Raw genomic sequence first — 14,011 nt, forward strand, 5'->3', positions numbered from 1 at the left:
TATTGAGTATTTGTGCTCAGTCTAACCCAAACCCAAAGCGGATAAAACATTGAGATATATCAGACTATTGATGGTTATTTTAGTTCATTAATCGAGAACAATACTCAGCTCTCAACCATTTCTATATTTAATTGATATGTTGTTGGTGCCAAGTTTTAACCGGAGCTCAAACCACTGTGAACCGTTACGCCGTATTGTGCCTCGACAACAATCCAATCAGTGCCGAACAGTTTCGACTGGAGTTGTCTGCCTTTTCGAGCAAGTTTGATATTCTCTCTGTAGAATCGATAGAAGAAGCGCAGAGCGCTCTCGAATACCTTGAAGAAAGAGAACAAAAGGTTGCGCTGGTTATTGCGAGCCATCATGCACATTTTAATGGCGTTGACTTCCTCATCGGTCTCGACCGCAAGCCACACACTGAGCAAGCTCGCAAAATCCTTATTAGCTGCTCGTCCGATATTGAGGCCATTTTAACCGCCGTCAATGAAGGACGCCTCGATCACTGCTTAACCAAGCCTCTTCCGGATAAGGTCCTGTTCAATACGGCGCAAAAAGAACTGACCCAGTTCATTCTCCGTCATGATAGAGAAGACTTGCTCAACTACAGCCAAATCCTCGACCAGCATAAATTGCTGCGCGCTCACATCGAAAATCAGATGAGCAACTATCAAGCAGGGTTCTTGAACGACTACCACGCCCTCTCTGATGGGGAACTCGCAGAACAAGTCATCACGGCGTTGCAACACTTCTTTGAACAAAATGACGATACCAAGGCTTGCCGTACCTACTCTCCTGAACACCTACTTACGATTGAAGGCGAGCCAAACAGTTTCTTGTGGTTTATTACCAGTGGTGAGGTAGCGCTCTACAAACGTGATGAACTTGGCATGCAACGTGAAGTGGTGCGCCATTCAAAAGGAAACATTGTCGGCGGCATGTCATTTGTCACTGGAGAGAGTTCGTTTTCAACTGCACTCACCCTAACAAAAACGGAAGTCATCAAGCTTGACAGAAATGTCTTCCGTAAGGTGATGCAAGGTGATTCTAACTTACTACCTCTGTTTACCAACTTGTTGCTACGTCATTTCAACCGACGATTGCAACGCAGTATCAACACTAAGTTGCAACTGCAAAAAACATTGGAATCATTGGAGTCCGCCCACCAGCAACTCATCGAACGCGAAAAAATGGCGATGCTGGGTCAACTTGTTGCGGGTGTCGCACACGAATTAAACAACCCCATTGCAGCTATCTTGCGAGGGGTAGAAAACCTAACTCTGACACTTGAAAACCTACTCACTCAGCTACCTAGTTACGAGGTTCAAGAAAAAGGCATTGGTTTACTGACAAGAGCTCAAAGCGCCAAACCGGCTTCGACCGCAGAACTCAGAGAGCGAGTAAAACAATTGAGTTCCAGCCTTCCCGACAGAACATTAGCAAAGAAAGTCGTTAATCTAGGGCTTGAGGGCGACCAAACTTTGGTTGCACAACTTAACCGTCAAAACGCCGACTCATTGGATTCACTTGGCACGTTAGAACAATATCATCAAGTCGGCGCATCACTTCGCTCAATCAATGTTTGCGCAGCTCGCATCGCTGATATGGTAAAAAGCTTAAAAGGCTACGCACGCTCAGACGACGAAGGTTTACACTTTGCCAACTTACATGAAGGCATAGAAGATACGTTGGTGATCTTTGAGAACAAACTCAAGATGCATAAGGTCACAACAAACTACGCAGAACTTCCTAATACACTCTGCCAACCCATTGCTTTACAGCAAGTTTGGACGAATCTAATTTCCAACGCCATTGATGCCTTTCCTGATAAAGGCGAACTCACAATTCAATCTCGTTTGGTAGAAAAAAACCAACAAAAGTATGCCGTAATTTCGTTTACAGACAACGGATGTGGCATCCCCGAATCGCAACAAAAAGCCATTTTTGAACTCAACTTTACAACCAAGAAAGAAGGTAATTTCGGTTTAGGTATCGGACTGTCTATCTGCCAACAGATTATGGCAAGCCATAAAGGCTGGATAGAGGTGGAATCTGAGCTCAACCACTTCACTTGCATGACCGTCTGGTTACCTATCACTCAAGAAGGAGATGAAGTATGACTAAATATCTGATTTTATGTGTGGATGATGAAAGAGAAGTCTTAGATAGTGTCCTTCAGGATTTGATGCCATTCGAAGAAAATTTCGTTGTTGAGGGTGCGGAATCTGTCACGGAAGCAAAACAGGTGATTGAAGAAATGGCGGAAGACGGTATTCAGCTTGCCTTGATTCTGTGTGACCACATCATGCCGGAGCAAACTGGCATCAGCTTTTTAATCGAACTCAGTCAAAATGGTGACACTAAATCATCTCGCAAGCTGCTCTTAACGGGTCAAGCTGGCTTAGAAGACACCGTTGAAGCAATCAATCATGCGAGCCTCGATTACTACATCGCCAAGCCTTGGAAAGGTGAAGAGCTCAGAGACGCTATTGTTTCGCAACTGACTGCTTTTATGATAGAAAATGATGACAACTTATTATCGTGGACATCCATCCTAGACGCAGAGGCAATCCTCAACGCGATGGCACAACGACGTGCAAGCTTTGGTGAATGAGAGCTGGGATAGAAAAACAAGTCATATTCGTCATCAACATGGCGCGTTTTTTGCTGATAAAACGGCACAATGAGTCATTTGACAAAACATCGACACATTTTTGTTGGTCGTAGACCTTCGTTTTTATTATGATGTCGAACAAATCAGATTACGGTTCAAGTGGTTACTTGGATCCATGGAACTATAAGACAAGGTTTATCGTTAGTTATGCGTAAAACACTATTAGCCGCTGCCCTTTTGTTGGCATCAAGCCAAGCTCTAGCTGCGAACGACTACAACGCTCCAGCAACAATGAGCAACTTTAGCTACGACTACATGGAAGCTCGCATTGGTGCTAGCCCAGTAACGTTCGGTGCTGGTTTCAGCAAATCAATCCACCCAAATGCACACGTAATCGCGCGCATCGACTCTGAGTTTGATGGTGATTTCGATTCAGCAGCAGGTTTTGGTTTCCACTCACCACTAAACAACTGGGCTGACCTAACGGGTGCAATGCTAATGCGCGTTGTACAGCCGTCAAACTCAAGCAGCACTGACGTTGGTATGGAACTTAACTTAGGCGTGCGCCAATGGCTTGGTCCTCAACTAGAAGTTGGTGGTAAAGCGGGTTACGTTTCTATCGACAACGATGACGATTGGATCGGTTCTGTTTACGCTCGTTTCCACTCTACAGAGCTATTCTCTCTGGGTGCTGAAGCGCGTATCAACGACTTCTACGGTGATCAAGTAATGTTCACTACTCGCTTTAAGTTCTAAACGCCTACTGAGCGTACTTTCTTAAAGTATGAACTAAAAAACCGAGGCATTTACCTCGGTTTTTTTGTATCTACAAACTGTCTTGTTGCAATGACTAACTCAAATGAAGTGGCCAAAAGCATCAACTTCCTTTTGTCGCTTTCAACACTCACCTTTTATGACTCGCTAACTTCATCCTAAACGAGTCAATCATCGTGAAACTAAAGCGATTTATTCACACATTGCCAGCAGTTGTTTCTTGCGTGGTTCTTGGAGCAGTTTCCAGTGAATACCATCAGTGGCGCCAGCAAACTTCCATAGAAGCTTTACATCAACATCACTACCGTATGTCACTCTTACTTTATTAAATACTTCTACTGGTCCTAGTTCCAAAAACGTTTCTACGTCATCAATACCTGCTTTTTTGACCATACGCTCTAGCGTCAACTGCATATTGGGTAGGTCACGCAAACGTCTACTGGCTGAAGACTTTTGGTATTTACGTTCCTTAATAGAACATTCAATCGATTTTTGTAACAACGCGTCTAGACCCGCAAAACCTGAGTCAAATAGATCGGTTACATCATAGTAGTTAACGGTTGCCGTCGTTTGTTTTTTGACGTGCTTATATTTTTCACAGTTTAGTTGAGTAAATTCTTCATCTAACCCATTACCACCACGTAAATAACAACAGTCGTTACTTACTAGTGCGAACATTGCGTCGTTGCTGAATAAACCAATCCCGCCAAACATTGAACGTTTTTGGTACTCACTAAAATTGCTTACATAGTTAAAAAAAGCTTGGTCTGTCATGTCCATTGACCTCTGTAATTGGAATAAATTACCCCGATTAGCGATGTCACCAGATGAACAGCAGCTTATAGCGAATTATAAATTGTCGATATGTTGGCGATATTTTTGTGAATTGCGCTCACCAACTGTCTTAATCATACTTAACGTTGAAAAATAAGTTAGGATCTATGTCACAGTTGCCGAACTACAAATTTCACATACGTGATTAGTTTCACATTTACTCATCCTTAAGCGATGTTTTTTTGACACAGCAACTGCCAAAAATCAAACATCATGGTGATAAATGCGGCAATTGCGAACGTGAAATAGGTATTTAATTGATAAGCAACATAGTGTGGAGGTACACTGTACGAAAGCTCTCTAGCACAACGTCATAATGGAACATCTATCATTTTTTTGGCTACCAAATAATAAAGATAAGCTTATAAAAGCACTCGAATCTGAGTTCGCTCACCTAGTAGAACAATCAATTTCTACCGGGAAAATCTCCCTTCCTCCTATCCCTGATGTCGTACTTAAAATCCAGCAACTCTGCACAGAAGAAAACACCACGATTTCCGACGTCGCAAATGCGTTACTAGAAGATCCTAGTCTTGCTGCGGTTGTGGTTCGCGTCGCGAATTCCGTGATTTTTAATCGCCGTAATATTACCTGTAATGACCTAACAACAGCGGTATCTCGCTTAGGCATTTTACGAGTGAGGGATATCGTCACAGCTCAAGCAATTGAACAGTTAAAGCATTCGGTCAACCTTTCTAAAGACTGCAATAGTATATTGGTGAAAAGTGCCGCGGTTTCTCGTGAGCTAGGCGCAACCATGGTATTGGTTGTACAAGAGTTCCGTAAGCATGAACCAGCGACATACGGTCACCTAGAGCAAGAAAAAGCGCTATTAGTAGGTTTGTTGGCGGATATTGGTCTGTTCTGTCTCATCAACGAATACCACTTATATCTTGATCGTGGTAATTACTTAGATGCAGATATTGCACTACAAATATTCCAAACGCGCTGTTCTGCGACAAGCAAATTAGTATTGGAGAAGTGGGGTTTTGACAATGATTTCCGTGAGGTTTCATCGAATGAAAAATATGAAGCATCGCGCCCAGAAGTCAGCTACCTAGATATTGCTCGTATCGCAAACCACTTATTAATGTTCCGTAACCAAGATGAACGCATTGAAGATCATGAAGTGGAATTCAATTTAACGGGTGCAGAAATCTTGTACGAGTTGAGCAATATGAGTGATACTGACTTCCATTGTGAAATTAAAGAAGTTCTAAGCGCAAGCGGTCTTTAATCTCTCAATACTTCATTTTAAGCCACGCTAAGCATCAGATAGTATTCTGAGCTGTTTATGCGTGGCTACGTATTTTGCTTACCTCATAAAGGAATCATTGAGTTTTATGTTCTCAGGGATGCTATTTATCTTTGCCCCATTGGTGGTGGGCTACTTAATTCCAATTTCTCAGGCGTCGGTACTTGAAAAAATCAACAAGTCGACCTCATACCTGATTTACGTCATTCTCTCCTTGATGGGTTTAAGCCTTGCTGCACTCGACAACCTCGGCAGCAACTTGCAAACCATCTTGCTTTACGCTGGTACTTTCTTCGTCTGTTTGGGCGCTTGTAACCTACTTGCCTTGCCGCTAGTCGATAAACTGCTTCCTTTGCAAACCGACCAAAACCAGAAAAAACTCCCACTGTCTTCTATGGCATTAGAATCAATCAAGCTTGTTGTCGTCGTTGGTGGTGGTTTGATTGCCGGTTTGATCTTGCCAATTGGTCTTTCTTGGGTGGATACAGCGAGCGAATGGATTTTATTTCTTCTACTGTTCTTTATTGGCATTCAATTGCGTAATAGCGGCTTAACCCTTAAGCAGATTCTGTTGAACAAACAAGGCATGGCGATTGCGACAGTCATTATTGCAACTTGTATGCTCGGTGGTGCAATTGCCTCAGTGATCTTGGATTTACCACTCTACCAAGCGCTGGCAATGTCTTCTGGCTTTGGTTGGTATTCGTTAGCTGGCATCTTGATGGGTGATGCATTTGGTCCCATTTTTGGCGGCGCTTCCTTCTTGATTGAATTGATGCGTGAGTTGGTCGCATTAGTTGCTATTCCATTGTTTATTCGCACCTACCCTTCAACAGCCATTGGTTACGCAGGAGCAACAGCAATGGACTTTACCCTGCCAGTCATCCAGACAACTGGGGGTGTTCGATGTGTGCCTGTCGCGATCGTAAGTGGTTTTATTTTGAGCTTATTGGTGCCTGTCATGATGCTTTTCTTTGTGTCTCTTGCTAGCTAGATCTCAGGAATATTCATTAACATCCATTACAATACGGCAAAAATTCAAATACCCACGTAACCTCAAAATGCTCAATTCAAAGAGAATTTTCTGGATTACCGCTTAGTTATCGAGCCCTTTGATTTTTAAACTCTTGGATCGGTAATCAGTGACAGGCAAGGCATAGTGCCTATTGGGGTTACAAAGGGAATTCAACCAAAAAGGAATAACAATGAAACGCTTTGTCGTTGCAGCGCTCCTCGCTACAAGCTCAACTTTTACCTTTGCTGCTGACCAGCAATGTCTTGCAAACAAATACGACGGTTATATAGACGCCTCTTTACAGTGGTATCAAGACCTTGTAGACCTAACCGTTACTCAATACCCAGATTTGAAAGAAGTAAGTCAATGGTTCTTAGAAGGTCGCCAACACCACTTTGAATTAAACCGTGAAGCGGTACATTACTTCCTGAAAAATGATCCTAGCCGTGTTGCTACAGAGCAACCTGTTGAAGCGTGGCTCAAGCTAGAACAACACGATGTGAAGCAGCTTGCAACACGCAGTGATGAGCTCGGTCAAGCTGCACAAAAAACGTTTAGTGATCGTCAATCGGCGAACCATCCAAAGAACTATGACCTACGTTCTGCATTTGCTGACTTATTGAGCCACCCAAAACAGATCGATTCTGCGCTTAATAAGTACAATCAATCAATTGCTAAGATTGAAAAGCAGAAGTGTGAATAAACCTCGCCCTAGAATTTCATTTTAGCAACATGGGTTTCAATAATTAAAACGGGACTTTGCGCCCGTTTTGGTTTAGATTGTGCCGCTCGCATTACCAAAATAACTACAAAGATTCTTTGCTATGGTTAAGGAACAAAAAACCGCTGACGTTAGCTTCGAGAGCTTGTTAAAGATCTTCACAATTCCTGAAGGTCCAGATTCTACGTTGACCAAAATCGACGAGAGTCTCTCCCAGAACTTGAACAAATTTCTTCGTGAACACATCGTGGCAGAAGAAAAGCCTTTACGTGAAATTGAGAAAGACTTTTCTTCTGCTCAGATTCCTGAGCAACCAGAGTTCGTGTCAGACCATACCGAGCACCTACTAGATACCTTGGTATCTCACTCGGTTCATACCTCTGCGCCAAGCTTTATTGGTCACATGACTTCTGCCCTGCCGTATTTCTTAATGCCGCTGTCGAAGATCATGATCGCCTTGAACCAAAACTTGGTAAAGATTGAAACTTCGAAAGCATTCACACCACTTGAACGCCAAGTACTTGGTATGCTGCATCGCCTTATTTATGGTCAGGACGACAAGTTCTACCGTAAGTGGATGCACAGCGCGAAGCACTCTCTCGGTGCATTTTGTTCTGGCGGTACCATCGCGAACATTACTGCGCTTTGGGTTGCTCGCAATAAAGCACTAAGAGCAGATGGCGCATTCAAAGGGGTAGAAAAAGAAGGTCTGTTCAAAGCCATGAAACATTATGGCTATGAAGGACTCGCAATTCTGGTTTCTGAGCGTGGGCATTACTCACTGAAGAAAGCTGCCGACGTACTTGGGCTTGGTCAAGAAGGATTAGTTGCCGTCAAAACAGACGCAAACAACCGCATTATCGTTGATGACTTGAAAGCAAAAATTGCGGAACTTGAGTCGCAAAATATCAAGCCTATTGCGGTGGTTGGTGTTGCTGGTACGACAGAAACCGGTAGCGTTGACCCGCTTCCTCAAATCGCTGAAGTGTGTGCTGAACACGATTGTCACTTCCATGTGGATGCAGCATGGGGTGGTGCGACACTGATGTCGAACAATCATCGTCACCTACTTGGTGGGGTCGAACTTGCAGATTCTGTGACGATTGACGCGCATAAACAACTCTACATCCCTATGGGTGCAGGTATGGTTCTGTTTAAAGACCCAGATGCGATGAAGTCAATCGAGCACCACGCACAATACATTTTGCGTAAGGGCTCAAAAGACCTAGGTAGCCACACCCTTGAGGGCTCTCGCTCCGGTATGGCGATGTTGGTTTACGCGGCAATGCATATCATTAGCCGACCTGGTTATGAACTGCTGATTGACCAGAGTATCGCCAAAGCGCGCTACTTCGCTGATCTTATTAACGAGCAAGAGGACTTTGAGTTAGTGTCTGAGCCTGAGCTTTGTCTGCTGACTTACCGTTATTTGCCAACCAATATGCGCGCAGCATTAGAGAAAGCACAAGGTACGCAGAAAGAGAAACTGAATGAGTTACTCAACCAACTAACTCAGTTTATCCAAAAGCGCCAGCGTGAAACAGGTAAGTCCTTTGTGTCACGTACTCGACTGAACCCAGACCAATGGCAACGCATGAACACCATTGTATTCCGTGTTGTGTTAGCGAACCCATTGACGACCAATGACATTCTAAGTGCGGTATTGGACGAGCAGCGCGAAATTGCTCAACAAGCCCCAAGCTTAATGGCAAAAATTGAAGAAACTGTCGACGACATTCTCAATTCTTAAGCGCCAATGTGAGTTACATCAAATTGAAAATTTCTTTCTTTTTGATGTAACTCAATCATCATTATTGTGCCACTAGAGCAACAAACCATCGTTCCCACATCCAATTCTGTAGTTTTTACAACATTTTGTTTGAGGCTTGTCAAATTCTCACGAAATAGTAACCGTATTTGGTTTAGCCAGATTGAGGATCGGGTTTATACTGAATTTATGGCGCTGGTAGTTTTCGTTAACGCCCCTCTAGACCGAGAAGCCTTTGGGTTTCCATTCGTTAGCAGAGCCAGCGAGTTGTTCTCTATACCCTCGTGAACACTATGAATACATTAGAAAAAATTCAAAAAAATCTGGAGAATTTCAGTAAGTCAGAGCGCAAAGTTGCGGAAGTGATTATGGCGTCTCCACAAACTGCAATTCATTCAAGCATTGCAACGTTAGCTAAAATGGCTGACGTGAGTGAGCCTACTGTTAACCGTTTCTGTCGTCGTCTGGATACCAAAGGTTTCCCAGATTTTAAACTTCACCTTGCGCAAAGCCTTGCCAATGGTACGCCTTACGTTAACCGTAATGTGGAAGAAGACGATGGTCCTGATGCCTACACGCACAAGATTTTCGAATCGACAATGGCGTGTTTAGATGTCGCAAAAAACAGCCTTGATGCGATGCAAGTTAATCGTGCAGTTGATCTCCTGACTCAAGCGAAGCGCATCTCATTCTTCGGTCTAGGTGCTTCTTCTTCTGTCGCACGCGACGCTCAAAACAAGTTTATCCGCTTCAACATTCCTATTACTTGTTTTGAAGATATCGTAATGCAACGCATGAGCTGCATTAACTGTAGCGACAATGACGTTATCGTTCTGATTTCTCACACAGGTCGTACTAAGAGCCAAGTTGAGATTGCGAACCTTGCACGTGAAAACGGTGCAACCGTTATTGCAATCACAGCAAAAGACTCACCACTAGAGAAAGCGAGTTCACTGGCTATTACACTAGACGTGCCAGAAGATACCGACGTGTATATGCCAATGGCAAGTCGCGTAGTACAAATGACGGTTATCGATGTCCTAGCAACAGGCTTCACGCTGCGCCGTGGTACTGGCTTCCGTGAAAACCTAAAGCGAGTAAAAGACGCATTGAAAGACAGCCGCTACGATAAGCTAAGTCAATACTAACGAATCGACTTAGTCTGTAATAAAAAATAGAAAGGGGAGCTAAATAGCTCCCCTTTTCGTATCTGTTCAGGTCGTATTTCTATTGATTCACATCCGATAGATCAGAGCGAGACTCCAGCACTTCTACTGAACTTACGTGATGCGAACTCTCTCCTACACACGCATCGCTACAATCACAGACTTGACGAAGAATGTACACCAACCGATCCTGCGTAAGGGGTAAGGGGTTGCCTTTGATTGCTACTGACTTCAAAGCATCATCCGCAACTTGCTCAAAAGAAGTTTGGCATACTCCAAACTTACCTAACTGAGGTAGCGCTATCTTATCTAACACCATTTTCACCCAAAGCACGCCATCGTGCTCATTGGCATTAGTTCGGTCCGTCACTAATTGCGCTAAACGCTTATAACGACTGATCACATCACTTCGTCCTGCTTGCTTTGCCGCATTGATATTCTCTTGCATCACATGCGGAGCCAGACGTGCAGTAATCACACTATGAGGCGCATCAAGCTTGCCTCCCAATGCGGAAGCTAAACCATGCGCAGCGCCGAGCTTGGCATTTGTGATTGCCATTCCGCCTAAAAGTGCCGCAAAAGAAAGGTCTGATCTGGCTTTGTGACTGTCTTGTTTACACCCTGCAATTACTGAGCGGCTTAAGCGACGTAAACCTTCTTCACACACCATATCGGTAAGAGGATTTGGATCACCACAAACGTAGGCTTCCATAAGGTGAGTAAACGCATCCATCGCGCCACGACCAGAAGTATACTGATCAGTACCATAGGTTAAGGTTGGATCAACAATCGCAACGTCTGCGAGCATTTCCGGGCTTCTTAAGCTTACTTTCACTTGGTCTTGCCCCGATTTAAGCACAGCATTTCTGGTTACCTCTGACCCTGTGCTTGCTGTCGTAGGAATAGCAATAAAATGAATCGGCTTGGTTTTCAAAGGAACGTTTCTTCCAACGACTTCGACGTAGTCATAGACGTCACCTTGGTTAGGTATGATCGCCGCAAGCGCTTTGCCCATGTCAATGACACTACCCCCTCCAATCGCGATAACCATATCAGGTTGGAACTTACGTCCAAGCACTGCGGTTTCTTCTACCATTGTGATATTAGGTTCACCATTGATGGCAACGTGCTGATAACGCATGTTCTGCGCTTTTAGATAATTAATGATAGGTGTGGCACGTTGCGTATCTTTACCAGTCACCAGTAAAACGCTGTAGCCAAATTGATTGATTACAGACAGCGAAGATTGGAGTGCTCCCTCGCCGAAGATAATCCGTGTCGCAGTCATAAACTGAAACATACACTTCCTCCCCAAAACAACAACTCACACTAGAGTGCTATGCTTTCCACCAAAAAAAGTTGACCAAGTGCACCTTGCCGCCATTAACCCTTCAAAAAGTGTGTTTTTATGCGTCACTTCACATACTTACGTCATGTGCTTTTGCGGTTAAGAATCATTCTAAAAAGTGACTTTTCATGGCTTTAAGCTTAGTGCGTGTTTAGTTTTTATACGATAGATTTCGCCTATCGAGACAAGAGGTAAATGCTGCTTTATTTCCGTATCTGGATCGGGCATAGTTGTCTCAAGAAACGAAAGCATGTACCGACATGAAGTCTAGTTGTGCTTTCAAAAAGAATAGATTTTAGGAGAAATAAGATTATGTTCGTAGTTATCTTTGGTCGCCCAGCTTGCCCATTCTGTGTTCGCGCGAAAGAGCACGCAGAAACACTTAAAGCAAAACGTGATGACTTCAACTACCGTTACGTAGACATCCACGCTGAAGGTATTTCTAAAGCTGACCTAGAGAAAACAGTTGGTAAGCCAGTAGAAACTGTTCCTCAAATCTTCATCGACCAAACACACATTGGTGGTTGTGATGATTTTGAAGCTTACGCAAAAGAGCACCTAGGTCTATTCGACGAGTAATCCAAATTACTGAATTTTTAAAAGCCGCTATTAGCGGCTTTTTTATTGTTTATTCAATTTGTTATTCCCTTACGTCAAGTAATAGTAAAACCTAAAAAAATTCACTTATCTTTTTGCTATATTTAGTTACAATTCGCAATTCTTAATCTTTTATTTGGCACACACTTTACCGAGCCACACAGTGAACATAGACGTCGTACACCTTCTTGAACAAAACCCTATTCTTCTAATCTTCGTCGTATTAGCAATTGGTCTTGCCATTGGTAAAATTCGCTTTGGAAACCTACAGTTAGGTAACTCCATAGGCGTCCTCATTACTTCTCTTGTTATGGGTCATCTTGGTTTCTCCTTTAACGCAGAAGCCCTAACCATCGGCTTTATGCTATTTATCTACTGTGTAGGTATTGAAGCTGGTCCAAACTTTTTCGGCATATTTTTCCGCGACGGTAAACATTATTTTATTTTGAGCATGACCGTATTAGTCTCAGCGGTAGGGCTAACCTATTTCTGTAGCCATTATATGGGACTCGATTTTGGTTTATCTGCGGGTATGATGGCCGGCGCTCTCACCGCTACGCCTGTATTGGTGGGCGCACAAGATGCGTTGAATTCTGGTCTTGCAACCATCCCACGAAACATGGATTTTTCTTTGGTATTAGAAAATCTATCGGTTGGTTATGCGATGGCTTATTTGGTGGGTTTGATCAGTATGATCATGTTCGCCAAACTGTTGCCAAAACTGCAAAAGCAGAATCTATCCGATTCAGCTCAGCAAATTGCGCAAGAACGTGGATTGGGTAACTCTAGCCAACGTAAGGTCTACTTGCCAATCATCCGTGCGTACCGCGTTGGTCCTGAGCTAATTGACTGGACAGATGGTAAGAACCTTCGTGAGTTGGGCATTTACCGCCAAACAGGCTGCTACATAGAGCGTATTCGCCGTAATGGTATCCTTGCTCACCCAGACGGTGATGCAATCCTACAAGAAGGTGACGAAATCGCATTGGTAGGCTTCCCAGATAGCCATGCACGTCTTGATCCAAGCTTTCGCAACGGTAAAGAAGTATTCGACCGTAACTTGCTGGACCTTCGAATCGTCGAAGAAGAGATCGTGGTTAAAAGTGATGCAATTGCTGGTAAGCGCCTATCTGATTTGAATCTATCGGAATTCGGCTGTTTCTTGAACCGCGTAGTGCGTGCTCAAATTGAAATGCCAATGGACTTGGACATTGTTCTAGCCAAAGGTGATGTGCTCCAAGTAAGTGGAGAGAAGAGTCGTGTTCATGGTCTCGCTGAGAAAATCGGTTTCATCTCGATCCACAGCCAGATGGCAGACTTGCTCGCATTCTGTAGCTTCTTCATTCTAGGTATTATGTTTGGTTTGGTGACCATGACGTTTGGTCAAGTGTCATTCAGCCTAGGTAACGCAGTTGGCCTGTTGCTTTCAGGCATCACGCTGGGCTTCCTACGAGCGAACCACCCTACTTTCGGTTATGTACCGCAAGGGGCATTGAATATGGTCAAAGACTTAGGTTTAATGTTCTTTATGGTTGGCATCGGCTTAAGCGCCGGTGGCAAGATGTTTGAACACTTAACTCAAGTGGGTCCACAAATCATCGGTTTGGCATTTATCGTTAGTGTTGTGCCTGTCGTGCTCGCGTACCTAGTTGGCGCTTACGTACTTAAGATGAACCGTGCTCTACTCTTTGGTGCCATCATCGGTGCTCGTACGTGTGCACCAGCAATGGACGTAGTGAACGAATACGCAAAGTCGACTATTCCTGCCCTTGGCTACGCGGGTACCTACGCGATTGCCAATATCTTAATGACTTTAGCCGGTACGATTCTGATTATTTTGAGTTAATCTCTTTGAGCACGCTTTTCAGGTGTGTTCAAGCAGCGCTCATTATTCAGCACAGAGATTCAAGACACAAAAAAGG

The 14,011-nt window shown here is 43.8% G+C and carries 12 protein-coding genes; 10 read left to right on the forward strand and 2 right to left on the reverse strand.

Features of this window, described 5'->3' with window-relative positions; genetic code table 11:
* Positions 1-176 precede the first annotated feature (176 nt).
* From QMY49_RS08145 to QMY49_RS08155, 3 genes are all read left to right on the forward strand, one after another.
* Positions 177-2,117, forward strand: coding sequence for an ATP-binding protein (locus tag QMY49_RS08145; RefSeq protein ID WP_009698121.1), 1,941 nt, complete (start codon positions 177-179; stop codon positions 2,115-2,117).
* Entirely contained in the window at positions 2,114-2,611 is a 498-nt protein-coding gene (locus tag QMY49_RS08150) for a response regulator (protein WP_009698122.1), read from the forward strand. The genes QMY49_RS08145 and QMY49_RS08150 overlap by 4 nt, the downstream gene beginning before the upstream one ends.
* A gap of 207 nt (positions 2,612-2,818) precedes the next feature.
* Positions 2,819-3,367, forward strand: a complete 549-nt coding sequence (locus QMY49_RS08155) for a hypothetical protein (RefSeq protein WP_005442235.1) — start codon at positions 2,819-2,821, stop codon at positions 3,365-3,367.
* 210 nt (positions 3,368-3,577) lie between these two features.
* On the opposite strand, the gene QMY49_RS08160 is transcribed toward QMY49_RS08155, so the two are convergent.
* Entirely contained in the window at positions 3,578-4,165 is a 588-nt protein-coding gene (locus QMY49_RS08160; RefSeq protein ID WP_005444533.1) for a TfoX/Sxy family DNA transformation protein, read from the reverse strand.
* Positions 4,166-4,535: 370 nt separating this feature from the next.
* Between QMY49_RS08160 and QMY49_RS08165 the strand changes: the two genes are divergently transcribed.
* From QMY49_RS08165 to QMY49_RS08185, 5 genes are all read left to right on the forward strand, one after another.
* Entirely contained in the window at positions 4,536-5,456 is a 921-nt protein-coding gene (locus QMY49_RS08165; RefSeq protein WP_005444535.1) for an HDOD domain-containing protein, read from the forward strand.
* A gap of 106 nt (positions 5,457-5,562) precedes the next feature.
* The gene (locus tag QMY49_RS08170) at positions 5,563-6,468 is read left to right on the forward strand and encodes a LysO family transporter (RefSeq protein WP_005444536.1); all 906 of its coding nucleotides are present in this window, start codon (positions 5,563-5,565) and stop codon (positions 6,466-6,468) included.
* Positions 6,469-6,679: 211 nt separating this feature from the next.
* A complete protein-coding gene (locus tag QMY49_RS08175; RefSeq protein ID WP_005444538.1) occupies positions 6,680-7,192 on the forward strand; it encodes a hypothetical protein in 513 nt (170 codons plus the stop codon).
* Between the two features lie 121 nt (positions 7,193-7,313).
* Positions 7,314-8,960 (forward strand): pyridoxal-dependent aspartate 1-decarboxylase PanP, encoded by a 1,647-nt coding sequence (gene panP / locus QMY49_RS08180; RefSeq protein WP_050903952.1) that lies wholly within the window; start codon positions 7,314-7,316, stop codon positions 8,958-8,960.
* 311 nt (positions 8,961-9,271) lie between these two features.
* The gene (locus QMY49_RS08185; protein ID WP_005444542.1) at positions 9,272-10,126 is read left to right on the forward strand and encodes a MurR/RpiR family transcriptional regulator; all 855 of its coding nucleotides are present in this window, start codon (positions 9,272-9,274) and stop codon (positions 10,124-10,126) included.
* Between the two features lie 79 nt (positions 10,127-10,205).
* On the opposite strand, the gene QMY49_RS08190 is transcribed toward QMY49_RS08185, so the two are convergent.
* On the reverse strand, positions 10,206-11,444 hold the full coding sequence (locus tag QMY49_RS08190) for an iron-containing alcohol dehydrogenase (protein WP_283313985.1): 1,239 nt from the start codon (positions 11,442-11,444) through the stop codon (positions 10,206-10,208).
* Between the two features lie 360 nt (positions 11,445-11,804).
* Between QMY49_RS08190 and QMY49_RS08195 the strand changes: the two genes are divergently transcribed.
* Together QMY49_RS08195 and QMY49_RS08200 are read left to right on the forward strand one after the other, a co-directional pair.
* Positions 11,805-12,071: a GrxA family glutaredoxin gene (locus tag QMY49_RS08195; RefSeq protein ID WP_005428550.1), complete on the forward strand. Its 267-nt coding sequence runs from the start codon at positions 11,805-11,807 to the stop codon at positions 12,069-12,071.
* Between the two features lie 181 nt (positions 12,072-12,252).
* Positions 12,253-13,935, forward strand: coding sequence for an aspartate:alanine antiporter (locus tag QMY49_RS08200; RefSeq protein WP_005444545.1), 1,683 nt, complete (start codon positions 12,253-12,255; stop codon positions 13,933-13,935).
* The last annotated feature ends 76 nt before the right edge of the window (positions 13,936-14,011 follow it).

It is taken from the genome of Vibrio harveyi (assembly GCF_030060435.1).
GTDB classification, from domain to species: Bacteria; Pseudomonadota; Gammaproteobacteria; order Enterobacterales; family Vibrionaceae; genus Vibrio; species Vibrio harveyi.